Source organism: Acinetobacter sp. 1124_18A (assembly GCF_052824995.1).
Map to the genome: position 1 here is coordinate 281,427 of NZ_VTDF01000004.1, position 23,093 is coordinate 304,519.

Sequence of the window (23,093 nt, forward strand, 5' to 3'; positions counted from 1 at the left end):
AAGCAATTTACAATGTATGGTTTTATATAAAAAAAGAATAATTATTTTTAATAAATAGGGATTGAAGCTACCAAATTTACGATTTAATTTTAGATTAAAAAAGAAGCAGCTAAAAATTTTTATGGAAAAACTTTTTCTTTAATCTTGACTTTAGTGAATTAAACAACAAAAATGCTTCCTTTAGTTTTATATGCGATTATTTGATCACCCTTCGAATAACCGTCATGTTTTGTAATAGACATTCTCTCTAGCCGAGAGATTGATTTTACTTAAAGTATGTATATCCAGACATGCTTTATTAATGTTAAAAAAGCTTATACGGCTGAAAAACAGAAATTTTTCTATTGCAACGAAAACTAGACAATATGTGTGCTATAACAGTGCAGACAATTCAATGAATGAAACACTATTTGTGCCTTCCATAAATAGTGATAAAGATTTTAGGGTGAATCACGTTGGAACTTTTATCTGGTGGTGAAATGCTCGTTCGTGCTCTTGCGGACGAAGGCGTTGAACATGTTTTTGGTTATCCAGGCGGCGCTGTATTACATATTTATGATGCGCTATTTCAACAAGACAAAATTAATCATTACCTCGTACGTCATGAACAAGCTGCTGGTCATATGGCAGATGCTTACTCGCGTGCTACAGGTAAGACTGGCGTAGTACTGGTCACTTCTGGACCTGGCGCAACTAATACTGTGACTCCAATTGCAACAGCTTATATGGACTCAATCCCAATGGTGATTTTGTCTGGCCAGGTTGCATCACATCTTATTGGTGAAGACGCGTTCCAGGAAACTGATATGGTGGGTATTTCACGTCCTATCGTGAAACACAGCTTCCAAGTTCGTCACGCAAGTGAAATTCCTGCAATTATCAAAAAAGCATTTTATATTGCATCAAGTGGCCGCCCTGGCCCAGTTGTAGTCGATATTCCAAAAGATGCGACAAATCCTGCAGAGAAATTTGCGTACGAATATCCTGAAAAAGTGAAGATGCGTTCTTATCAGCCTCCTTCACGTGGTCATTCTGGTCAAATTCGCAAAGCGATTGATGAGCTTTTAAGTGCTAAACGCCCTGTAATTTATACTGGTGGCGGTGTTGTTCAAGGTAATGCATCTGCATTATTGACTGAGTTGGCTCATTTGTTGGGCTACCCAGTGACAAATACACTTATGGGTCTTGGTGGCTTCCCTGGCGATGATCCACAGTTTGTGGGCATGTTGGGTATGCACGGTACTTATGAAGCAAACATGGCGATGCACAATGCTGACGTCATTCTTGCAATTGGTGCACGTTTTGATGACCGAGTAACCAATAACCCTGCAAAATTCTGTGTGAATGCCAAAGTTATTCATATTGATATTGATCCGGCGAGCATTTCAAAAACGATCATGGCGCACATTCCGATTGTAGGGGCAGTTGAGCCTGTACTTCAGGAAATGTTGACGCAATTGAAACAATTGAATGTATCTAAGCCTAACCCTGAAGCAATTGCTGCATGGTGGGATCAGATTAATGAATGGCGTAAAGTTCATGGCTTGAAGTATGAAACACTGGCTGATGGCACAATGAAGCCGCAGCAAGTTGTTGAAGCTTTATATAAAGCGACTAATGGCGATGCCATCATTACTTCAGATGTGGGTCAACACCAAATGTTTGGTGCGTTGTATTACAAGTACAAACGTCCACGTCAATGGATTAACTCAGGCGGATTAGGCACCATGGGCGTAGGTTTACCTTATGCAATGGCAGCCAAGTTAGCTTTCCCAGATCAACAGGTAGTTTGTATTACCGGTGAAGCTTCAATTCAGATGTGTATTCAGGAGCTTTCAACTTGTAAGCAATACGGTATGAACGTGAAGATCTTGTGCTTGAATAACCGTGCTTTAGGTATGGTTAAACAATGGCAAGATATGAACTATGAAGGCCGTCACTCAAGCTCATATGTTGAATCATTACCTGATTTTGGCAAGTTAATGGAAGCATATGGTCATGTTGGTATCCAAATTGATCATGCTGATGAACTAGAGTCGAAGCTTGCTGAAGCAATGGCAATTAATGATAAATGTGTATTCATTAATGTCATGGTTGATCGTACAGAACATGTTTATCCAATGCTGATCGCAGGTCAGTCAATGAAGGATATGTGGTTAGGTAAAGGGGAGCGTACATAATGAGACATATTATTTCTGTACTCGTTGAAAACGAAGCTGGTGCGCTTTCTCGTTTGGTGGGTTTATTCAGTCAACGTAACTACAACATTGAAACGTTGAATGTAGCTCCAACCGAAGACCCAACTTTATCACGTCTGACGTTAACTACTTATGGCGATGACCATAAGATTGAACAGATTACAAAGCAGCTCAACAAACTTGTTGAAGTTGTAAAAGTAGTAGATTTATCAGAAGGTTCACACATTGAGCGTGAACTGATGTTGATTAAAGTAAAAGCGTTAGGTGCTTCACGTGCTGAAATTAAGCGAACAGCGGATATTTTCCGTGCGCAAATTGTAGACGTGACACCAACTACCTATACCATTCAAATAGCAGGGACAACTGAAAAATTAGATGGTTTTATCGATGCGCTTGCAGAAAACACTATTCTAGAAGTCGTTCGTTCAGGTGTATCTGGTATCGCCCGTGGCGAAAAAGTATTAGCCATTTAATTTTTTAAAAGTATTTTAGCGGAGAACACAAATGCAAATTTTTTACGATAAAGACTGTGACTTATCAATCATCCAAGGCAAGAAAGTAGCGATTGTTGGTTACGGCTCTCAAGGTCATGCTCATGCACTTAACCTTAAAGACTCAGGCGTAGACGTAACTGTAGGTTTACGCGCAGATTCAGCTTCTTGGAAGAAAGCTGAAAATGCTGGTCTTAAAGTTGCAGAAGTTCCTGCTGCTGTTAAGCAAGCTGACCTCGTAATGATTTTGACTCCAGATGAATTCCAATCACAACTTTACCGTGACGTGATTGAGCCAAACATCAAAGAAGGTGCAACTCTTGCATTTGCTCATGGTTTCTCAATTCTTTATAACCAAGTTGTTCCACGTAAAGACTTAGATGTAATCATGGTTGCACCTAAAGCACCTGGTCACACAGTTCGTTCAGAATACCAACGTGGTTCAGGTGTTCCTGATCTAATTGCAATTCACCAAGATGCTTCTGGTAATGCACGTAATGTTGCTCTTTCTTATGCGTCAGGCGTAGGTGGCGGCCGTACTGGTATTATCGAAACTTCATTCCGTGAAGAAACTGAAACTGACTTATTTGGTGAGCAAGCAGTTCTTTGTGGTGGTGCAGTTGAACTCGTGAAAATGGGCTTTGAGACTTTAGTTGAAGCTGGTTATGCACCAGAAATGGCTTACTTCGAATGTTTACACGAACTTAAATTGATCGTTGACTTGATGTTCGAAGGCGGTATCGCTGATATGAACTACTCAGTATCTAACAATGCTGAATATGGCGAGTATGTAACTGGTACTGAAGTAATTAACGAACAGTCTCGTGAAGCAATGCGTAATGCATTGAAACGTATTCAATCTGGCGAATACGCGAAGATGTTCATTCAAGAGGGTGCGTTAAACTACCCATCTATGACTGCTCGTCGTCGTCAAAATGCTGCACATGGTATTGAAGTAACTGGTAATAAATTACGTTCAATGATGCCATGGATTCAAGCGAACAAAATCGTAGACAAAGAAAAGAACTAATTTTCTTTTTCTAAAGCTTCAAAAGAACCCTGCGCTAAGCAGGGTTCTTTTTTTATACTGTTTTTGTTTGAATATGAAAAGAGCCATTGAGATAACTCAACTGGATTAAAGAAATTCTATATTTTTCATATAATTGGCTGCTTAATTTTTGGTTACTCTATTGATTTATAAAGTAAAAAATACTTGACCAAAAGATAGATAATGTTATTGTTTATAACTGACTTAAAAAGTCAAATTTAATAGAATGTATTGAACATATTTAGTTGTATTTTGGGCAATGAGTTGAACAAAATAAAAAAAAGTATTGAATAATCATGGAAGTCCAATATGGGTCATGTTGATTACGATAGCACATTGATCGTCGGCTCTTTTATTGCAGCCGGCATTATTTGCTATATTGTGATTTCCATGGAGCAATTATTATTCAATAAAGCCCTCAAAAAATTTGAATCTCTAATTTTACTTACCAATAGTTTATTGCTCGCATCAGCAATTAGTATCGTTCATATTGTTGGAATACAAGCCTACCATTTGCTTGGAACAATCAATTCTAATATCCCTTTAATTGCCGTTTCTTTTGCCGTAAGTGCTTTGTTATCTTACATTGCAATGTGGTTAACTTCGCGTTTTACTCTACCTTTATTCCGACTTATTTTAAGTTCGGTTGTAATGGGAATCGGAATTTCAGCTTCATATTACATTAGTATGTTGGGCTGGAATATTGATATCTATAAAAAAGACTACACCTCTTTCTTGTTACTATTTTCTATATTAATTGCTATGAGTGGGGCAGGATTAGCTTTCTTATTGTCCTATAAATTAAAAGATACAGAGCATCATCGATTAAATCTGAAAATAGCATTCGCGATCATGATGACCTTAAGCATTATGGGAATGCACTATACTGCTCTGATTGCGACCAACATTACTGATAAATTTATTAGCCAATATCAGGCTGAGCATGACTTATTATTATTTACAATTATTTTAGTCACGTGTCTGGTATTGGTCGCAAGTTTCATTGTTGCAATGTTGGAGCAGCGGCTCACACAACAAAACTTAGAGTTACGTAAGGCAAATAAAGAATTAGCTAATCTTTCTATACAAGATAACTTAACTAAACTACCAAACCGCCTTTATTTGGTTGATTATGCTGAAGTACTGCTCTCAGATCATCGATATAAAGACCAAAAAATTGCTTTTTTATATATTGATTTAGACCGATTTAAATCGGTCAACGATGCGTTTGGGCACCATGTAGGTGATCAATTACTCATTCAAATGGCGAACCGTTTACATTGGCAACTCAATGAAAAATGTAAACTGCTTAGAATTGGTGGAGATGAATTTTTGCTTATTGCAGAAAATACCAATGCAGAAGAAGCAGTTGTTTTGGCCGAGAAAATTTTACAATTGATTCAGGAAAGTTATCAAATTTCTGGTAAGGAAATTAATATTTCTGCAAGTTTGGGCGTCGCACTTTTTCCTGAGCATGGACAGAATGTTCAGGACTTACTCATGAATGCTGATGCGGCCATGTTGATGTCTAAAGAACAAGGCCGGAATACATATACCATCTTTAGTTATTCAACCCATCAGCAAGAAACGAGAAGTCAGTCGAAACTGATCAATGATCTTTATAAAGCCGTAGAAGAAAAACAGTTCATCTTATATTACCAACCAAAATTTAATACCAATCTTGAAGTTTGTGGGGTTGAGGCCTTAATCCGTTGGAATCACCCAGCTTTAGGAATACTTACTCCGCATATGTTCATTGAAGGTGCGGAAAAAACGGGTTTGATCATTCCAATGGGATATTGGGCGCTTGAGCAAGCTTGCCTGCAAATTCAGGAGTGGGAGCGCAGTAACACACCATTTTATCCAGTTGCTGTGAACTTATCGGCACTACAATTTGAAAATAAAAAGCTATTCAGTACGCTCGAAGCACTATTAAAAAAATATCAAATTCAACCTTATCATTTAATTGTTGAAATTACTGAATCAACTGCAATGCGACATATTGACTTGAGTATCCGAGCGTGTGAACGGCTACGGGACATGGGAATTCGTGTTGCGATTGATGATTTTGGAACAGGGCATTCAAGCTTCTTATATTTAAAAGATTTGCCCGTAGATGAATTGAAAATTGACCGTGGTTTTATTGTTGATTTAAAACCGGGTTCGAAAGAAGAAGTTATTCTCGAAAGTATTATTCATCTAGCTAAAAAATTAGGTTTAACCGTAACGGCAGAAGGAGTAGAAACTCAGCAGCAGGTTGAGATTTTAACCCGTTTAGGATGTCAGCAATTCCAAGGTTATTTATTAGGAATGCCTGTTCAGGTTGATCAGCTCATTGAGTCTCAAGGTACTCATTCTGTTTAGTCATTTTAGAAGTAAATAAATTTTTTAAAAGTTCATATTTATACAATATCTAAAAACATATTTTAGGCTAGTTAAAAAATTAAATAATTTTAATAACTTAAAGAAATTTGGCTATTGACAGTTTTCCTATCTCAGTCTATCTTTTTCACGCTTGAGCTACAAGACGAGTTCATCGATCAAGTCTTGTTGACGTTCAGAAGAGGCATATACTTTTAAAGTGATAGTCTACTTTCTTGATGGTTGAATGAAAGAGGGACATCTTTGGGTGTGCTGGTGTCGTACCAGTCTGTCAACCCGCTTTCGTTCTGCCACCATAATTTTTAGCTAATAAGTAAAATACTTTAAAAAAATAACTATGAAAAATAATATAGTTTTTATATTTATATAATATTTAAAATAATAATTAAGTTAATCTAATGAAAAACAATAAGAAATTTAAAATCTTGTCATAAAAGCTACATTGACACCTATAAACTCTCAGATTATCCTTTGCAAGCTGGCCTACATTGCCAGTCGGTTTTAGCAGACCGCATAGTAAGAGCATCAGATTATTCCTTCTGAGGAGTAGTCTTATGTTATCAATCGTCCCTCGCTTGTTGCGGTAGGGCGAGTGAGGGACACCTTCGGGTGTGCTGATTCTTACTATCAGTCTGCTAACCCTTGCTCGTTCTGCCACCATAATTCTAGATTAATGCTTTGGCAGAACTCCCAATCTAAAGGAGTTGGCTATGCATTCTATTTTTATACCTCCAGACTAGTCTTTAGCGCGGTTTGATGACCTTTGGGTTTTCAAGCATTAGTTCGTCACGACCAAAAAATCATATCAACAATAAAACTTGAGATGCGCTGAGGCAGTCTTTCGAGGACCTTTGCATGCCTTTTTTTGCTTAAAACAAGAGCCTAGGCAGTTTTATCTCATTGAGACACAACAAGAACTTATTTTTATAACGGTAAAACTATGCAACATTTAGATCTCCCATTTCGTGCTTTAAGCGTGCTTCATTCTGCAAGATATCTCTTTAATAATTATGGTTTTCACAAAGTCGGGGTAGACCGAATTATTGAAGCAGCAAAACTTCCCAAAGCTACCTTTTATAATTACTTTCACTCAAAGGAAAGACTCATTGAAATGAGCCTAACCTTTCAAAAGGATGGTTTAAAACAAGAGGTGCTTTCAATCATTTATGTCCAGAAAGACTTAACCGTAATTGAAAAACTCCGCAAAATTTACTTCTTACATGCAGATTTAGAAGGCCTTTACCATTTGCCATTTAAAGCCATTTTTGAAATTGAAAAGCTTTACCCCAAGGCTTATCAAGTTGTGGTTGAGTACAGAAACTGGTTCATTAGCGAAATTTATAGGCTACTTTTAACAAAGAACTCAGAGGCCCCAAAAGAAGATGCGTACATGTTTTTATTTGTGATAGATGGGGCTATGGTTCAGCTTTTAGGTGAAAAAAGTGTGGATGATAGAGATGTGTTATTGGAGTATTTCTTAAAGAATATCGCGGTAGATTAATAATATATTAACGTGCATAGTTATACGCAGTAAATGTGTAGTTATTCTTAATAAATTTCTTATTTAAACTATTTAAATTTATATAAATTATAATATTGAAATATAAGGAATGAGAGTGGCTTCTGTGTTTAAAATAGCGGGGGCCTTGCTTTTGTAGGGTTGTAACAATAAGTTAGACAGATTTAAACAGTAGAGCTGTAATTCATGCCCTACTCGTTTTTTAATGATATTTTAATTCTTCTACAAAACATCTAAAACTATTAAATTGATATATTAAGCGGCAGAGCACGCTTGAGTTTCCTCAAAGTTAATAAGCTTTTCTATATAAGACCATGTTTGTTCAGAATTAATTTTTGATTTATTTATTGTGCCATCAATAATGATGCCATCAATAATATTAAGGAAAAGACTGGTAAGCGTATGGGCATCTTTGATTTCTAATTCTACACATGTTGAGAAAACCAATTGATAAATCCAGTCTCGATATTCATTAACCTGATCTTTAATAGATGGGTACAATTGTAGAACTTCAATGGTGGCTTTTTTAAATAAACAACCATTGAAATCATCTGTATTAATCCAGTCGATATACCAAGTGAAAATACTTTTAAGTCTAATTAACGGATTGTTAATATTATTAATTTTTTCTAATATTGAAGATTGGATTTCTAAATTTCTTTCATGAAGGCACTCTTCAATTAAGTTTTCTTTAGAAGAAAAGTATTTATAAAAAGTCATTTTTGCAACATTGGACTCAGCAATAATCTTATCAACACCAACAGACGTATAGCTTTTCTGGTTAAAAAGGGATGTTGCTGTTGTTATAATATTTTCTCTTTTTGTCATCGGGTTCACCGTCGCGAATATTTTTGATTAACTTTGCTATTGTAAGTGTTAAAGCTTAAATAAAACTTATTTTATAATATTTAAAAAACTATATTTATTCAATAGTTTGGTTAACCTTAAAAAATAATATTTTATGTATTTAGTTGGCAATAATTTACTTTTTTAAATATTATTAATTAATCCATTGATTTGTTGAGTTAATAGACATAATATCAGGTTGTTAAGGATGGGTATATGGATTTTATTTTAGCAACTGAATGCAAATTGAAATAAAGGGAATCCCCAACTTAACTATAAGAAAAAACTTTTTATTGAGAATGATTATGTCAAAAAAATTTGAAGATTTTAATAATCCACGAGAAAAAGCATTGCAGGGGATGAAAAATAGTATTCCTGCAAAACAATGGGAAGAAAATTTAAAATTTCTCAAACAGTTAAGAAATAAAATTGCAGAATTACCAGTTTGTAAACATCCTGCAATTGAAATGTTAAATCATGGTTATCTAGATAAGGATACTTTAATTCATATTCATTTAGAATATCGTCATGCAATTGTACAGATTTTTACTGATGCTTTATTACAAGCGCAGTTCCAAACAAAACAACTGGAACCAAAACTCCATTCTGGAGCTAAAATGTTTCCACGGGTATTATTAAGTTTAAATGTACTTGATGAATTCGGTTTTAGACCGGGATTAGGTAAAGATGATTATTATTTGGGGAATCCTGAATATGCTCATTATCCATTGTATGAAGATTTACTTAATGATTATGGTCTAACGGAAGATGATCGCCGTAATTATAAAGCTTCACAAGCCGCAGATCAGGTTCGTTCATTTTTAGAATCTTCTTATGATAGTTATATCAATGTAGTTGCATTGTTAGCAGTTGCCGAAGAAGAGGTTATTCTTTTTAGTCCTCCATTACGTGAAGCGACTAAATTTGTGAATATCGACGTTGAAGGCGGTGGATATTACCATGTGCATGGTGTATCTACTGATGAAACGTCTGAGGCGGCTGATGATGACCATCAGGATGACCTTTGGTTTGCGTTAGCGCAAGCAATTACAAAAGATGATTATGAAGGCTTAACTAAGCTATGTATTGATTATTGTGCATTATGGAATGAGTTCTGGGATGTACAAATTGCCGATGTCCAATTTATTGAAGAAAAGAAACTAGCTTAAGATATTCTGCTAAGTCCTAAGAAAGCCCATCCACAATCGGATGGGCTTTTTTGATTGTAAAATCTCTAATGAACGAAGTTGTATTCTCAAAAAATGTTCAAAAATCTTATGAGTGACTGATGGCATATCAACAATCATTAAACAGTTCTATAAATCTGCTACAATTACGCCAATTTTTATTTTGATCGACTTTAGATCTTTGGCACTGCAATCTCCGCAGTAGGTGTATTTCATGAGTTTTAAAGATGAGTTAGCGGCACAGGTTGCTCAACGCCGCACATTTGCCATCATTTCCCACCCCGATGCCGGTAAAACCACCATGACAGAGAAATTACTGTTATGGGGTAAAGCAATTCAGGTTGCAGGGATGGTAAAAAGCCGTAAATCTGACCGCGCAGCTACATCTGACTGGATGGAAATGGAAAAAGAGCGTGGAATTTCTATTACTACGTCTGTTATGCAGTTCCCATATAAAGGTCATACCATTAACTTACTCGATACACCGGGACATGAGGATTTCTCGGAAGATACGTATCGTACCTTAACCGCAGTTGACTCAGCGTTAATGGTGATTGATGGTGCAAAAGGTGTCGAAGAACGTACCATCAAATTGATGGAAGTGTGTCGTATGCGTGACACGCCTATCATTTCATTCGTAAACAAGATGGACCGTGAGATTCGTGAGCCACTTGAGTTACTTGATGAAATTGAAAATGTCCTCAATATCCGCTGTGTACCTATTACATGGCCATTAGGAATGGGCCGTGATTTTGCTGGTGTATACAACATTATTGAAAATAAGTTGTATATCTACAAAGCAGGCTTTGGCTCAACCATTACGGATATTGAAGTACGTGATGGGTATGATTATGCTGATATTCGTGAAAAAGTAGGTGATTTGGCTTGGGCTTCTTTTGAAGAGTCGCTTGAGCTCGTACAAATGGCGAATGAGCCATTAGACCGCGAATTATTTTTACAAGGTAAACAAACTCCGGTTCTATTTGGTACAGCTTTAGGCAACTTTGGTGTTGACCATGTACTAGATGCGTTCATGGGGTGGGCACCAGAACCTAAAGCGCATCCTACACAAGAGCGTGTGGTTGATGCGAAAGAAGAAGGTTTTTCTGGTTTTGTATTTAAAATTCAAGCCAACATGGACCCGAAACACCGTGACCGTATCGCCTTCATGCGTATTTGCTCTGGTAAATATGAAAAAGGTTTAAAGATGAACCACGTGCGTCTTGGTAAAGATGTCCGCATTAGTGATGCTTTGACATTCCTTGCTGGTGAGCGTGAACATTTAGAAGAAGCGTGGCCGGGCGATATTATTGGTTTACATAACCATGGCACGATTCAAATTGGTGATACTTTCACAAGTGGTGAAAATTTGCACTTCACAGGTATTCCTCACTTTGCGCCAGAGATGTTCCGTCGTGTACGTTTAAGAGATCCATTAAAGTCAAAACAATTGCAAAAAGGTTTGAAAGAGTTGTCTGAAGAAGGGGCGACTCAGGTATTTATGCCACAAATCAGCAATGATTTGATTGTGGGTGCGGTGGGTGTACTTCAGTTTGACGTGGTTGCTTATCGTTTGAAAGAAGAATATAAGGTTGACTGTGTTTATGAGCCTGTAAGTGTTAACACCGTTCGCTGGATTCACTGTGATGACGAAAAAATTCTAAATGAATTTAAAAAGAAAGCACATGACCAACTTTCTATCGATGGTGGCGGACACTTAACGTATCTTGCTCCAAGCCGTGTGAACTTGCAGATTATGCAAGAGCGTTGGCCTGATATCCAGTTCCGTAACACACGTGAACACTGATCATTTTAATGTGAAAAACAGCTTCGAATAGAAGCTGTTTTGTTTTGAAAAATAAGAAAGGATGATGAAATGAACTTGAGTAAAAAGGCAATTATTGCACTTGTGGTTGCAGTCATAATATTAATTTCTGCTATTTCTATTTTTGTCTGGAAAAGCTCTCAGACTTCATCATCTTCTCAAACGAAAACAGCATCTAGCCAAACTCAAAATATTGAAAAAGCTGAGGTACTGCCATTTCTCAACTTGCAACAAGTAAAAGCAGACTATGCTGTGCCATTTTGTGAGAAGAAAAATTGTATTGATGTCGACGTTCAAACGATAAAAACTCAAGACGCATGGTTAAATGAATGGATCGCCAAAAGTCAGGCTAAAGTGATTCAAGATCAAATTGATTTGAAAAAAGACTTAAGTTTGCAGCAAGCCATTAATGCCTATGTAAAAAAGTCTGATGAATGGCAAGATAAATATTCAAAGAATCGAGCTTATGAATTGCATCTTCATACACGTATTGCTTCGCAGCGTAATCAATATGTTTTATTGCAATTGGGGCTTGATACCAAGCAAGAAGAGCTCACGATTAAAGATCGTTATTACTTTTTTGTTGCTGACCGAAAATTGCATAAAAGTTTAAGTTTGTTGGATGTTTTAAAAAAAGATCAGCAAACAGCTATGCATCAAATGGTACAGGTAGCCTATCAAGACTGGTTAAAAAAGCAGACTGTTGAGATAAAAAAAGAAGCGCCAAAAACTTTATATTGGGGACAAGCGGATTGGTTCTTTGACGGTGAAGGTATTGGATTGCATTATCAGGCAAACCAAATTACAAAAGAGGCACCACAGCTCGATATTTATTTATCTACAGAACAAACAAAAAAAATATTACAACCCAAGGTTTATGAACAAATGTTTTAAGATGGTAGCAGAATTTGCAACCTCTATTTATATGCGCTAATTTCTTAGAAAAGGCACTGCGTAATCTCCTTAGAATAAAAGGCAAAATATGATGTTATCTTCTAAAGCTTCACTGCGATTAACTTTGCTTGCTTCTGCTATATTTTTGGTGGCATGCCAACCTAAAGCCGATCCTAAGGATTCTCAAGAGCAACAGAAACCGGCAGTCAAAGAACAAAAGCCAGTAGAGCTGACTTTGAAGGGCGAAACAGTTCCGAGTAAGGTTGCTTTACCTGATTGTGATGGTAAAACTTGCCCAGACTTTACAGTTGAGCGTTTGCAGAGTAATTTCCCATTTATTGATAAAATTGTAGATCAGCAAATCTTAAAGACTCTAGATCAAATTTTAGAGATTGCTGAACCCGATACTAAAGTGAAGCAACCAGATCAAAAAACAGAAGCTTCAGGGGTTGCGGGAGCAGAGCAAAAAAATAGCTTTGATGCACAGGTTCAACGTTATGCAAACTCATTTATTAGTCTGGATAATGAATTAAAAGCTTTAAGTAGTAGTCATCAAATTAATCTTTTGGTTAAGCCGAAAATTTTGCAGGCTCAAGGTAAAGTTGTAACCGTTGTACTTAATAGCAGTAGCTATTTAGGCGGCGCTCATGGTTCTGCTGCACAACATTATTATAATTTTGATTTAAAAGAACAAAAGCAGATCAAGCTTGAAGATTTATTACGTCCACAGCAAAAAGCGGCGTTAGAGAAGTTGGCGCATGAAGCCTTTAAGACTTGGGTTACAGACTCTAAACTGGCTGATAATGTTGCTGACTATGAACAAGCTTGGCCATTTAAATTATCTGATAATTTCTTACTGGGTGAGCAAGGTTTAATCCTTCAATATGGTGAATATGAAATTGGACCCTATGTGGTTGGGCTACCTCGATTAGTTATTCCATATGATCAATTACAGGAAGTTTTGAAGAAAGAGTATTTGCCGCAGCCTAAAGTGCAACCAGCTTCAGCACCTGTTGCAAAAAGTGGAAGCTAATGCGTCTGTTTGATACGCATACGCATTTTGATGTTGCCGATTTTGATGAAGATCGGCAACAGTTAGCGCTTCATGCCAAAAAAGCTGGCGTTGATGCACTGGTTTTAATTGGGTTTGTGCAGTCACGTTTTGATGAATTGCTAAAAACGCATTATCAGTTAAAGAGCTGGGAAAATGTACCGACTTCTTATTTAGCACCCGGCTTACACCCATTTTATATTGAGCAGCATCAGCCAGACCATCTTTCTCACCTTGAACAAATTTTGCAACAACAAGACTGTGTGGCTGTGGGTGAAATCGGTTTAGATACTTTTTTAAAAGAGCATAAGCATCCAGATGTATATGCGAAGCAAAAAGAATATTTCTCCCAGCAGCTTGAATTGGCAACTCAATATCAGAAACCAGTATTACTTCATATTCGAAAAGCACATGGTGATGTACTTGCAATATTAAAAGCTCAAAAATTTAAACTGGGTGGAATTGCGCATGCTTTTAGTGGTGGAATAGAAGAAGCGAAAGGCTTAATTAAACTGGGATTTAAAATTGGTGTGACTGGGCAAATTACCAACCCGAATGCGAAAAAGCTTCATACAGTTGTACAAGCTATAGGTGCAGAGCACTTGGTGATTGAAACTGATTGTCCTGATATGACACCACTTTGTTGTCAAACCTCAACAGAACAACGTACCCGTAATACTCCAGTTAATTTGCCTTATGTTTTGCAAAGTTTGGCAGAAAACTTAAACATATCAGAGCCAGATTTGGCCGTACAGCTTTGGGAAAACTCGCTCTTGGCGTTGAAATTATCGTAATAAAAATCAAAGATTAGAAATAGTAACTAAAACAAAACACAGCGATTAGAAAAGAAGCTTAAAGTAAGAAAACAACATGTAAAAACGTGAAAAATAACATTGCCAGACATGGGAGGATAACCCAATGGCTAAGTATAGCAATATCAATAGTTTTAATGCTTTACAGACGCTAACAGTAGGTTCCAGCAATTATCAGATTTTTAGCTTAGCCCAAGCAGAGAAAACGCTAGGGGACATTGCCAAACTACCGAAATCTTTAAAAGTATTATTGGAAAACTTATTACGGTTCGAAGACCAACTTAGCGTTAAAACAGAACACATCCATGCTTTAGCAGAATGGTTAAAAAATCGAAGCTCAGATCAGGAAATTCAATATCGGCCTGCGCGAGTTTTAATGCAGGATTTTACAGGTGTGCCTGCGGTAGTTGATTTAGCGGCAATGCGTGCGGCTATGGCTCAAGCGGGGGGCGACCCTGAAAAAATTAATCCGTTATCTCCTGTTGATTTAGTCATTGACCATTCGGTGATGGTTGACCATTTTGCCGATGATCATGCCTTTGCCGATAACGTACAGATTGAAATGCAGCGTAATGGCGAACGATATCAATTTCTACGTTGGGGACAGTCGGCATTTAATAATTTTAGTGTAGTGCCGCCAGGTACGGGGATTTGCCATCAGGTCAATTTAGAATATTTAGCCCAAGCAGTGTGGTTGGGGGAAGATGAAGGCAAAACTTTTGCATTTCCTGATACCTTAGTGGGAACAGATTCGCATACGACCATGATTAATGGCTTGGGTGTTTTAGGCTGGGGCGTAGGCGGTATTGAGGCTGAAGCAGCAATGTTGGGCCAACCCATCTCTATGCTTATTCCTGAAGTCATCGGTTTTAAACTTACAGGAAAATTACCAGAAGGTATTACAGCAACAGACTTGGTACTCACTATTACTCAAATGCTTCGCCAAAAAGGTGTGGTGGGTAAATTTGTAGAGTTCTATGGAGATGGTTTGGCAGATTTGCCTCTTGCTGACCGTGCAACCATTGCCAATATGGCACCAGAATATGGTGCAACCTGTGGTTTCTTTCCAATAGATGAAGTGACTATAGGATATCTGAAACTGACAGGCCGTCATGAAGACCGTATTGAGCTCGTTGAAGCCTATAGTAAAGCTCAAGGTTTATGGCGAAATGCTGGTGATGAACCTGTTTTTACAGATACTTTAAGTTTAGACATGACTACGGTGCAAGCAAGTTTGGCTGGACCAAAACGCCCGCAAGACCGAGTGCTGTTATCAGAAGTACCTAAAGCGTTTAATGCACTCATGGAGTTAACGCTAAAACCAGCAAAAGAAGCAAAAGAACGTCTAGAAAATGAAGGTGGTGGTACTGCTGTAGAGGCAAAAAAAGCAAATATTCAACATGAAAGTCCATCTTGTGTGATTGAAGGGCAGGAATACCCGTTAAATCATGGGGATGTCGTAATTTCAGCCATTACCTCTTGTACCAATACCTCTAACCCAAGCGTGATGTTAGCGGCGGGTCTGCTTGCTAAAAAAGCTATTGAAAAAGGCTTACAACGAAAACCATGGGTGAAAAGCTCTCTTGCACCTGGTTCTAAGGTCGTGACTGATTATTTGTTGGCTGCTGGGCTTACGCCGTATTTAGATGAGTTAGGTTATAACTTGGTGGGGTATGGCTGTACAACCTGTATTGGTAACTCAGGCCCATTACCCGAGCCAGTCGAAGATGCAATTCAATGTCATGATTTGAATGTTGCATCTGTACTTTCTGGTAACCGTAACTTTGAAGGACGGGTACATCCCTTAGTTAAAACCAATTGGTTAGCTTCACCGCCTCTCGTAGTTGCTTATGGTTTGGTTGGGAATATTCGTACCGACCTGACAACAGAGCCTCTTGGTGAGGGCAAAGATGGACAGCCCGTCTATTTAAAAGATATCTGGCCAAGTCAGGCAGAAATTGATGTTGTCTTGCAGAAAGTAAATACAGAGATGTTCCACAAAGAATATGCTGCGGTCTTTGATGGTGATGCGAGTTGGCAAGCGATTCAGATTCCAAAGAGCAAAACCTATGAATGGGCCGATGACTCGACTTATATTCGCCATCCACCATTCTTTGAAGGCATTGGCGAACCACCAAAACCAATTAAAAATATTGAACAGGCAAATATCTTGGCAGTGCTTGGTGACTCGGTAACGACTGACCACATTTCACCGGCAGGTAATATCAAAAAAGACAGTCCAGCAGGTCGATATCTGCAAGAGCAAGGGGTCGATCCAAAAGACTTCAACTCTTATGGTTCTCGACGTGGTAATCATGAAGTGATGATGCGAGGCACCTTTGCCAACATTCGTATTAAAAACGAGATGCTTGGTGGAGAAGAGGGTGGTAATACCATTCATGTGCCAAGTGGTGAAAAGCTCGCTATTTATGATGCCGCAATGCTTTACCAACAAGAGCATACACCGCTTGTGATTATTGCTGGTAAAGAATATGGGACAGGTTCTTCGCGTGACTGGGCTGCCAAAGGAACAAATTTATTAGGTGTGAAAGCCGTAATCGCTGAGAGCTTTGAGCGTATTCATCGTTCAAACTTGGTGGGTATGGGCGTGTTGCCACTACAGTTTGTTGATGGACAAACTCGACAATCTCTTAACTTAACTGGTCATGAGGTGATATCAATTCGAGGTTTGTCGGATGGAGTACAGCCTCATCAAATTCTTGAGGTTGATGTAAAAGGGCCAAATGGAGTCGCCAGCCACTTTAATGTGTTATGTCGAATTGATACGTTAAATGAGGTTGAGTACTTTAAGGCGGGTGGTATTTTGCATTATGTACTGCGGAATTTGATTGCTTCATAAATCGATAAACTTAGCTCGGCCTTTTAATGAATATGTTTTGGCTGATGTTGGGTATATAGATACATCCTTACTTTTCGAGGATGAAAAGTAACAAAAATCCTCTGTCGGGCTGACGGTATGTCCTTATACCGCAGCCCAACCGCCTGTCACGTTAGTAAATAATGACTTAAATCTTAAATAATATAATTTGATTTATAATGATAAGACTTGTCGTGAACTCAAATATCGCTATCTCAAGTTTTCTTTGATCTGAAATACACTTTCTTCTGAAAAGCAGTAAAATACTCTCCGTGTTTTATATCCCCTAAGAGTAGCAATGACCGATCTCCAACAAGATGAATATGACCGCCGTTTTGCAGGTGTAGCCAAAGTTTATGGTGATTCATCGTTCCAACACTATGAAAAAAGTCATGTGATGGTGATTGGGATTGGTGGTGTCGGTAGTTGGGCGGTAGAAGCTTTGGCTCGTACGGGTATGGGCGAGATTACACTGGTAGATATGGACGTGGTTGCAGCATCAAATGTAAACCGTCAGCTACCCGCAATGACTTCAACTCTAGGTTGTGAAAAAGTTGAGATTATGGCGGAGCGTTGTCGCCAAATTAACCCTCGTATTAAAGTCAATATTATTGATGACTTTTTAACGCCTGAGAATGTCACAGAGCTGTTAAACCCTGTACCCGATATTATCTTGGACTGTATTGACGACGTTAAAGCGAAATTGGCTTTGATGCTTCATTGCCGTTTTAATAAAATCCCTTTGATTGTGTCAGGTGGAGCAGGTGGTAAGCTTGATCCGCTTAAAATCCGCGTGGCTGATTTATCAAAAACAGAGCAAGACCCAATGTTAGCGAAGCTACGTAGTCAACTTCGTGCTCGAGGCATCTGTAAAAAGCCGAAAGAGAAATTTGGGATTACTTGTGTTTACTCAATCGATAATCCATTTTCAAATGCCGATGTTTGTCCTTCTGCTGGGTTGCGCTGTGGTGGCTATGGCTCAGCCGTAGTCGTGACTTCAAGTTTTGCCATGATTGCTGTGGCTGAAGTTTTAAAGAAACTCGATTTAAAGAAAGCCTGATTTAAATATAAAAAGGCATGCTCTTATGTTGGAGGGCATGCCTTTTGTTTTTTGAGAAAAACGATTTAATCATATAATTCTATGTTGTCTTGCTTGGGCTGCGTGGGTAGTTGTTGATCATAAAATTTAAAACACCATAAAATTAAAACAATGAAAGTGAAGACGGCGAAACCTTTTAAATACTTCATGAATAATTCAATCAAGGGAATGGTCTTGATAAAATTCTAGCGGAGACAATCTATCTAATCTAATATAGAAAATAGACCTAATGATCTAATTTTGAGATGGTAATGCTCACATTAAAACAATTCCAATATTTCATAAAAATTGTAGAAGAAGGGAGCTTTACTGCTGCTTCAGAAAAGCTTTTTATTGCTCAGTCTGCTTTAAGTCGGCAAATTAAACTATTAGAAGAAGAGATTGATTTTCAATTATTTGACCGTACTGACAAGAAAGTAAAGCTTACAACGGCGGGAGAGGTCTTCTATAAGAAAATAAAAGATAATATGCATTATTTAAATGAAATCATTGGAATTTCTAAGAATATTGCCGAAGGGAAAAATCGCCAAATTAAAATTGCTCATTCAAGCAGTATTGTTATGGACCATAAAAAGGTTCAAATATTAAAAGAAATTAGCTTAACGCAGCAGCTTAGTTTTGAACTAAATACCTTGTCATCCGAACAGCAGATTTTAGCTTTGATGAATGGTGAAATTGATATTGGTTTGATTAGACCACCAGTTCGTCACACATTAGATGACATTAATGTTGTTAAGCTATATGAAGAACCTTTAATGGTGGCTGTACATGTTGGTCACGCTAAGTTTGCAAATCAACAAGAGATTCAAGTCAAAGACTTAAAAGATGAGTATTTCGTTTCTACCCCACATTCTAAACGAGGTGGTTTAAGCTATTTTGTTTCAAACCTATGCTTGGCTGCTGGGTTTACGCCTCAGAAAGCTGCGATTCAGTCACGTAAGATTTCACAATTACAGCTTGTGGCTGCAAATTTAGGGGTAAGTATTGTGCCTGAAGAGTTTCAGCAGATTTTGCCTGCCAATGTAAAGTTGTTACCTTTGGCAGATCATCTATTCTTTTCAGAGGTCGTTTTAGTCTATAGAAAAGAGAAGGATGAAATTATTCAGCATTGTGCCGAAATCATTCATCAAGCATTTCAATCTTAGAAAATTGATTAAGCGGCTAATCTATAGTAGGTGTAAGTAACGCTATCATCTTTATAGACATCATAGCTGTTTTGTTTGAAGTCAGAGACCCATTCACTTCCTGTGTATCCAGCAATATGTCCATAAACGTGATTGCGAGTTCTGTGAATGATGTAAATATCGCCTTCTTGTGGCTCATCAAATGATGGATCTATCTCTTTGTAGCCAATCTTTTTGAGAGTGTCTCCCCAGTCTGAAGCTGCAATGGGGTGATTCCGAATATCTGCACCAGCAGATTCGAGAGCAAGGCGGATACTACGTGCACAACGAGCTTTACTGCGTCTTGAGGTAATACTTTCTAATTTAGCTACGAATCTATCAACATCTATTGCTGGAGTATCGGAAGTTTCAGTTTGATGATTACTAGGTTTCATGGTGAAAGGATAAGGGAGACTTGGAGTGCTGTGGGATACAACAATGGCTGCCTGATTTGAATCCTGATACATATAATTATCAGCTACTTGTCCGTCATAAATAATCATCGTGAAATCTCTACCGTACTATCTATATCCATATTAAAAAAATCACCACCTACCTGTGGCGTTCAGAGATACTAATAGGCGTACCTTAAAAGTTTTGTTTGCGTTATGTAATAACGTATCTTTTTCCCAAATATTGCTACTTAGAGATAAAAAGATACTTATTAAAATGAAACATAAAAACAATTTAACTTAAGTTGTTGATATTTTTATTTAAAAATAATTAATCAGAGCTTAAATTTGAATATTTTAATTCAGTCATTGCGAATATACTCAAAATCTAAGTCCCTGATTTAAAATGCCACATTTTCTTACAATTTAAGAAGCCATCACATGCTTAAGCCTGATGTTCTTTTAAATATTCCTCAGTACGAATTAAAGCTGCTTGCATGTTGCTAATAGCCTGTTCAACATCAGCTAAAGTTTTTGCATTTCCGCCACTTAGCGCCTGACGCCATTTACGCGCACCAGGTAAATTCTGGAATAAACCCAAAATATGACGTGTAATGATGGAGAGTGGAGCACCTTCAGCCATACGCTGTTCAATATAAGGTAGCATTTGTTCCATAATCTCGAATCGATCTGGAGCTTCCAAATTCCAAAGCTGACCCATTTCCGCGAGTAAGTACGGATTATGGTAGGCTTCACGACCAATCATGACACCATCAACATGCTGTAAATGTGTTTGAGTTTCAGCAAACGTTTTAATCCCGCCGTTAATTTCAATGGTGAGATGTGGACGCTCTTGTTTTAAACGATAGACATCTTCATAGCGTAAAGGTGGAACTTCACGGTTTTCTTTTGGTGACAGGCCTTTCAAAATAGCAATACGGGCATGAACTACAAAATGAGCGCAACCTGTTGCTGCAACTGTATCTACAAAATGAAGCATCTCTTCATAAGAGTGCATGTCATCAATCCCGATACGGTGTTTCACCGTTACCGGAATGTTTGCTGCTTTTTGCATAGTGTGAATACATTCAGCAACCAAATCTGGTTCTGCCATTAAGCAAGCACCGATTTTATTGTTCTGTACACGGTCACTTGGGCAGCCTACATTGAGGTTAACTTCATCGTAACCCCAGTCTTCAGCCATTTTTGTGCAGGTCGCAAGCTCTTGGGGATTTGAACCGCCAAGTTGTAATACGATAGGGTGTTCTTGTGCGCTGTAGTCCAAATGACGTTTTGCATCGCCAAAAAGAATCGCACCTGTGGTGACCATTTCGGTGTAGAGCACAACATTTGGGTTAAACAAGCGTGCAAAGAATCGATAATCCTTTGTAGTCCAGTCCATCATGGGGGCGACAGAAATACGAGGTTGTAACGATTGAAGTGATTGCATAACCAATAGCCCAAAAGTCGCTAAATTAATGAAAGGGCAGCATTATACGAGGTTTATGCCTGAATCGACAGAGGCATTTAACCGAGTAATTTATAGCCACCCTTATGTTAAATATAGGAAGATGATTTATAACAAGTTACCTTATTGGGAAAGCATTTTCTTTTTTGTAAGATGGACCAACTACACTCAGTAGTTAGTTTAAAGTAAAGTCAATAACTATCCAGTTAGGCAAGTTGACCTCTAGTAACTTTGATTTAATTAAAAGAACAAGACACTTATTCAGCTATATAAGTAACTATAATTTTTAGCACAAATTTATATATTTCATAGTAAATTTCTGACATTTAAATGCTTGCTCATATATTAATAAGGTCGAAAAGAAGCCTGTAGTCTAATTACTTTTGTCCTAACAAATTAATTATTAAACTAAAAATGCAAAATTTGATCAATGTACGCAGCATAAATTACAGTATTTGTGTAATATAAAGACCTTTATGTCTATTTTTATAATTTAGATTTAATAAATTTATGATTGCGATCGAATTACCGCGTGGCTTATTAGTTAAAGCGGTAATTCATTCAGCCTAAATTTCGATTTTTCATTAGACTCATGAAATTAATAAAATTGAGCTAAATCAGCTACAAAATATAAAATTTAAGGGGAAAGATTAATGCAACAACTCATGACGGGTGCAAATCTGGCTTTGAGCTGCTCGCAATTTTATCTGAGATTTAAAACGGCATTACCATCTGACATAGGTTTGGATGTAACAGCTTATTTATTAAATTCTCAAGGTAAAGTTCGTGGTGATGCAGATATGATTTTTTATGGTCAAAAGCAGACACCAAACTGTAGTGTTAAATTGAATGAAACGACAAACAATATGTCCTATTTTGCTCAATTTAACATTAATACCCAAATGTTAGATGGTGATATCAATAAGATCGCTGTGTGCGCTACGGTTGATGGCCAAGGCACATTTAATGCGATTCAGGATATTCAAGTTGAATTATGGGAAAATGATCAACTCACAGCTACAGCAACTATAAAAAGCGCTGAAAAAACAGAAAAAGCGCTGATTTTGACTGAAGTTTATCGTTATAACGATAAATGGAAGTTTCGTTTTGTGAATCAGGGGTTTAATGGTGGCTTAAAACCTCTGTCTGAATATTTTGGGGTTGAAATTAATGATCACTCTACGATATCGGCACCACCAGCTTCAGTTCCTCAGCTGAAAATTAATTTAAGTAAAATTACTCTGGATAAAAGTAATAATAAAATTAATTTAGAAAAACAGGCGCATGGTTTTGGGGAAATCAAAATTAACCTGAATTGGAACCAGCGTTCCCAACAGGCTCAATCTAGTAGTTTCTTTAAAAAACTTCTTAATCAGAATCACGGTGTAGATCTGGATTTAGGTTGTCTATTTGAAATGCAAGATGGCACTAAATCAGTTATTCAGGCATTAGGCGATCGATTTGGTGATTTTAATCAATACCCATTTATCCAGCTTTCCGCCGATGATCGTACTGGTGCATTAAAAGAAGGCGAATGGCTCCGAATTAATGGAGAGTATTGGCAACAGATTCGCCGAGTGGTGTTATTCGCTTTTATTTATGATGGTGTGCCGAATTGGGCTGAAACTGATGCAGTTGTGACGATTTATGTTCCTAATCAACCTCCAATTGAAATTCGTTTAACTGAAGGGCAGCCTTTAGGTATGTGCGGTATTGTAGAACTGATCAATCAGAGTGGTAGCATTCAAGTCCAACGCCACGTGAGTTACGTTGCAGGTCATCGAGAATTAGATCAAGCATTCAGTTTTGGTTTGCGTTGGGTTGTAGGCAGTAAATAACC

18 protein-coding genes are annotated in these 23,093 nt (G+C 37.6%); 14 read left to right on the forward strand and 4 right to left on the reverse strand.

From position 1 onward, the window contains the following. Positions 1-455 precede the first annotated feature (455 nt). The 5 genes from FY048_RS11240 to FY048_RS11260 all read left to right on the forward strand — a co-directional run bounded on the left by FY048_RS11240 (position 456) and on the right by FY048_RS11260 (position 7,620). Positions 456-2,180 (forward strand): acetolactate synthase 3 large subunit, encoded by a 1,725-nt coding sequence (locus tag FY048_RS11240; RefSeq protein WP_003654952.1) that lies wholly within the window; start codon positions 456-458, stop codon positions 2,178-2,180. Then, positions 2,180-2,671 (forward strand): acetolactate synthase small subunit, encoded by a 492-nt coding sequence (ilvN, locus tag FY048_RS11245; RefSeq protein ID WP_001215920.1) that lies wholly within the window; start codon positions 2,180-2,182, stop codon positions 2,669-2,671. Before FY048_RS11240 ends, ilvN begins: the two co-directional genes overlap by 1 nt. Positions 2,672-2,702: 31 nt before the next feature. Then, positions 2,703-3,719, forward strand: coding sequence for a ketol-acid reductoisomerase (gene ilvC / locus FY048_RS11250; protein ID WP_004641176.1), 1,017 nt, complete (start codon positions 2,703-2,705; stop codon positions 3,717-3,719). A 327-nt stretch (positions 3,720-4,046) separates the two neighbouring features. Beyond that, positions 4,047-6,101, forward strand: coding sequence for an EAL domain-containing protein (locus FY048_RS11255; protein WP_446091161.1), 2,055 nt, complete (start codon positions 4,047-4,049; stop codon positions 6,099-6,101). 958 nt (positions 6,102-7,059) lie between these two features. Next, on the forward strand, positions 7,060-7,620 hold the full coding sequence (locus FY048_RS11260) for a TetR/AcrR family transcriptional regulator (protein ID WP_446091162.1): 561 nt from the start codon (positions 7,060-7,062) through the stop codon (positions 7,618-7,620). Between the two features lie 273 nt (positions 7,621-7,893). Here FY048_RS11260 and FY048_RS11265 read toward each other — a convergent pair whose 3' ends face one another. Beyond that, entirely contained in the window at positions 7,894-8,466 is a 573-nt protein-coding gene (locus tag FY048_RS11265) for a TetR/AcrR family transcriptional regulator (RefSeq protein ID WP_202742633.1), read from the reverse strand. Between the two features lie 323 nt (positions 8,467-8,789). Here FY048_RS11265 and FY048_RS11270 point away from each other — a divergent pair, with 323 nt between their 5' ends. The 7 genes from FY048_RS11270 (at position 8,790) to FY048_RS11300 (ending at position 18,191) form a co-directional block, all read left to right on the forward strand. After that, entirely contained in the window at positions 8,790-9,653 is an 864-nt protein-coding gene (locus tag FY048_RS11270) for a hypothetical protein (protein WP_092707372.1), read from the forward strand. A 232-nt stretch (positions 9,654-9,885) separates the two neighbouring features. Then, the gene (locus FY048_RS11275; RefSeq protein WP_336040333.1) at positions 9,886-11,478 is read left to right on the forward strand and encodes a peptide chain release factor 3; all 1,593 of its coding nucleotides are present in this window, start codon (positions 9,886-9,888) and stop codon (positions 11,476-11,478) included. A 69-nt stretch (positions 11,479-11,547) separates the two neighbouring features. Next, the gene (locus FY048_RS11280) at positions 11,548-12,390 is read left to right on the forward strand and encodes a hypothetical protein (protein WP_446091163.1); all 843 of its coding nucleotides are present in this window, start codon (positions 11,548-11,550) and stop codon (positions 12,388-12,390) included. A 91-nt stretch (positions 12,391-12,481) separates the two neighbouring features. Further along, a complete protein-coding gene (locus FY048_RS11285; protein WP_446091188.1) occupies positions 12,482-13,423 on the forward strand; it encodes an RsiV family protein in 942 nt (313 codons plus the stop codon). After that, entirely contained in the window at positions 13,423-14,235 is an 813-nt protein-coding gene (locus FY048_RS11290) for a TatD family hydrolase (protein WP_446091164.1), read from the forward strand. Before FY048_RS11285 ends, FY048_RS11290 begins: the two co-directional genes overlap by 1 nt. A 124-nt stretch (positions 14,236-14,359) precedes the next feature. Then, positions 14,360-17,113 (forward strand): aconitate hydratase AcnA, encoded by a 2,754-nt coding sequence (gene acnA, locus FY048_RS11295; protein ID WP_446091165.1) that lies wholly within the window; start codon positions 14,360-14,362, stop codon positions 17,111-17,113. Positions 17,114-17,429: 316 nt separating this feature from the next. Next, positions 17,430-18,191, forward strand: a complete 762-nt coding sequence (locus FY048_RS11300) for a tRNA threonylcarbamoyladenosine dehydratase (protein ID WP_446091166.1) — start codon at positions 17,430-17,432, stop codon at positions 18,189-18,191. 65 nt (positions 18,192-18,256) lie between these two features. Here FY048_RS11300 and FY048_RS11305 read toward each other — a convergent pair whose 3' ends face one another. Beyond that, positions 18,257-18,379 (reverse strand): hypothetical protein, encoded by a 123-nt coding sequence (locus FY048_RS11305; protein WP_446091167.1) that lies wholly within the window; start codon positions 18,377-18,379, stop codon positions 18,257-18,259. A 96-nt stretch (positions 18,380-18,475) separates the two neighbouring features. Between FY048_RS11305 and FY048_RS11310 the strand changes: the two genes are divergently transcribed. Continuing rightward, on the forward strand, positions 18,476-19,375 hold the full coding sequence (locus FY048_RS11310) for a LysR family transcriptional regulator (RefSeq protein WP_446091168.1): 900 nt from the start codon (positions 18,476-18,478) through the stop codon (positions 19,373-19,375). Between the two features lie 8 nt (positions 19,376-19,383). Here the strand turns inward: FY048_RS11310 and FY048_RS11315 are convergent, their stop codons facing one another. After that, on the reverse strand, positions 19,384-19,896 hold the full coding sequence (locus tag FY048_RS11315) for a hypothetical protein (protein ID WP_446091169.1): 513 nt from the start codon (positions 19,894-19,896) through the stop codon (positions 19,384-19,386). A 334-nt stretch (positions 19,897-20,230) separates the two neighbouring features. Continuing rightward, positions 20,231-21,235: a tRNA dihydrouridine(20/20a) synthase DusA gene (dusA, locus tag FY048_RS11320; RefSeq protein WP_446091170.1), complete on the reverse strand. Its 1,005-nt coding sequence runs from the start codon at positions 21,233-21,235 to the stop codon at positions 20,231-20,233. 671 nt (positions 21,236-21,906) lie between these two features. On the opposite strand from dusA, the gene FY048_RS11325 reads away from it, so the two are divergent. After that, positions 21,907-23,091 (forward strand): TerD family protein, encoded by a 1,185-nt coding sequence (locus FY048_RS11325; protein ID WP_446091171.1) that lies wholly within the window; start codon positions 21,907-21,909, stop codon positions 23,089-23,091. Positions 23,092-23,093: the final 2 nt, after the last annotated feature.

Bases quoted from the DNA above. Each gene is read 5' to 3' on its own strand.
- FY048_RS11255 (WP_446091161.1), top strand. From the start codon at position 4,047: ATGGGTCATGTTGATTACGATAGCACATTGATCGTCGGCTCTTTTATT.
- FY048_RS11315 (WP_446091169.1), bottom strand. From the start codon at position 19,896: ATGATTATTTATGACGGACAAGTAGCTGATAATTATATGTATCAGGAT.
- ilvC (WP_004641176.1), top strand. From the start codon at position 2,703: ATGCAAATTTTTTACGATAAAGACTGTGACTTATCAATCATCCAAGGC.
- FY048_RS11270 (WP_092707372.1), top strand. From the start codon at position 8,790: ATGTCAAAAAAATTTGAAGATTTTAATAATCCACGAGAAAAAGCATTG.
- FY048_RS11325 (WP_446091171.1), top strand. From the start codon at position 21,907: ATGCAACAACTCATGACGGGTGCAAATCTGGCTTTGAGCTGCTCGCAA.
- FY048_RS11275 (WP_336040333.1), top strand. From the start codon at position 9,886: ATGAGTTTTAAAGATGAGTTAGCGGCACAGGTTGCTCAACGCCGCACA.
- ilvN (WP_001215920.1), top strand. From the start codon at position 2,180: ATGAGACATATTATTTCTGTACTCGTTGAAAACGAAGCTGGTGCGCTT.
- FY048_RS11285 (WP_446091188.1), top strand. From the start codon at position 12,482: ATGTTATCTTCTAAAGCTTCACTGCGATTAACTTTGCTTGCTTCTGCT.
- FY048_RS11310 (WP_446091168.1), top strand. From the start codon at position 18,476: ATGGTAATGCTCACATTAAAACAATTCCAATATTTCATAAAAATTGTA.
- FY048_RS11305 (WP_446091167.1), bottom strand. From the start codon at position 18,379: ATGAAGTATTTAAAAGGTTTCGCCGTCTTCACTTTCATTGTTTTAATT.
- FY048_RS11290 (WP_446091164.1), top strand. From the start codon at position 13,423: ATGCGTCTGTTTGATACGCATACGCATTTTGATGTTGCCGATTTTGAT.
- dusA (WP_446091170.1), bottom strand. From the start codon at position 21,235: ATGCAATCACTTCAATCGTTACAACCTCGTATTTCTGTCGCCCCCATG.
- FY048_RS11300 (WP_446091166.1), top strand. From the start codon at position 17,430: ATGACCGATCTCCAACAAGATGAATATGACCGCCGTTTTGCAGGTGTA.
- FY048_RS11280 (WP_446091163.1), top strand. From the start codon at position 11,548: ATGAACTTGAGTAAAAAGGCAATTATTGCACTTGTGGTTGCAGTCATA.
- FY048_RS11260 (WP_446091162.1), top strand. From the start codon at position 7,060: ATGCAACATTTAGATCTCCCATTTCGTGCTTTAAGCGTGCTTCATTCT.
- FY048_RS11265 (WP_202742633.1), bottom strand. From the start codon at position 8,466: ATGACAAAAAGAGAAAATATTATAACAACAGCAACATCCCTTTTTAAC.
- acnA (WP_446091165.1), top strand. From the start codon at position 14,360: ATGGCTAAGTATAGCAATATCAATAGTTTTAATGCTTTACAGACGCTA.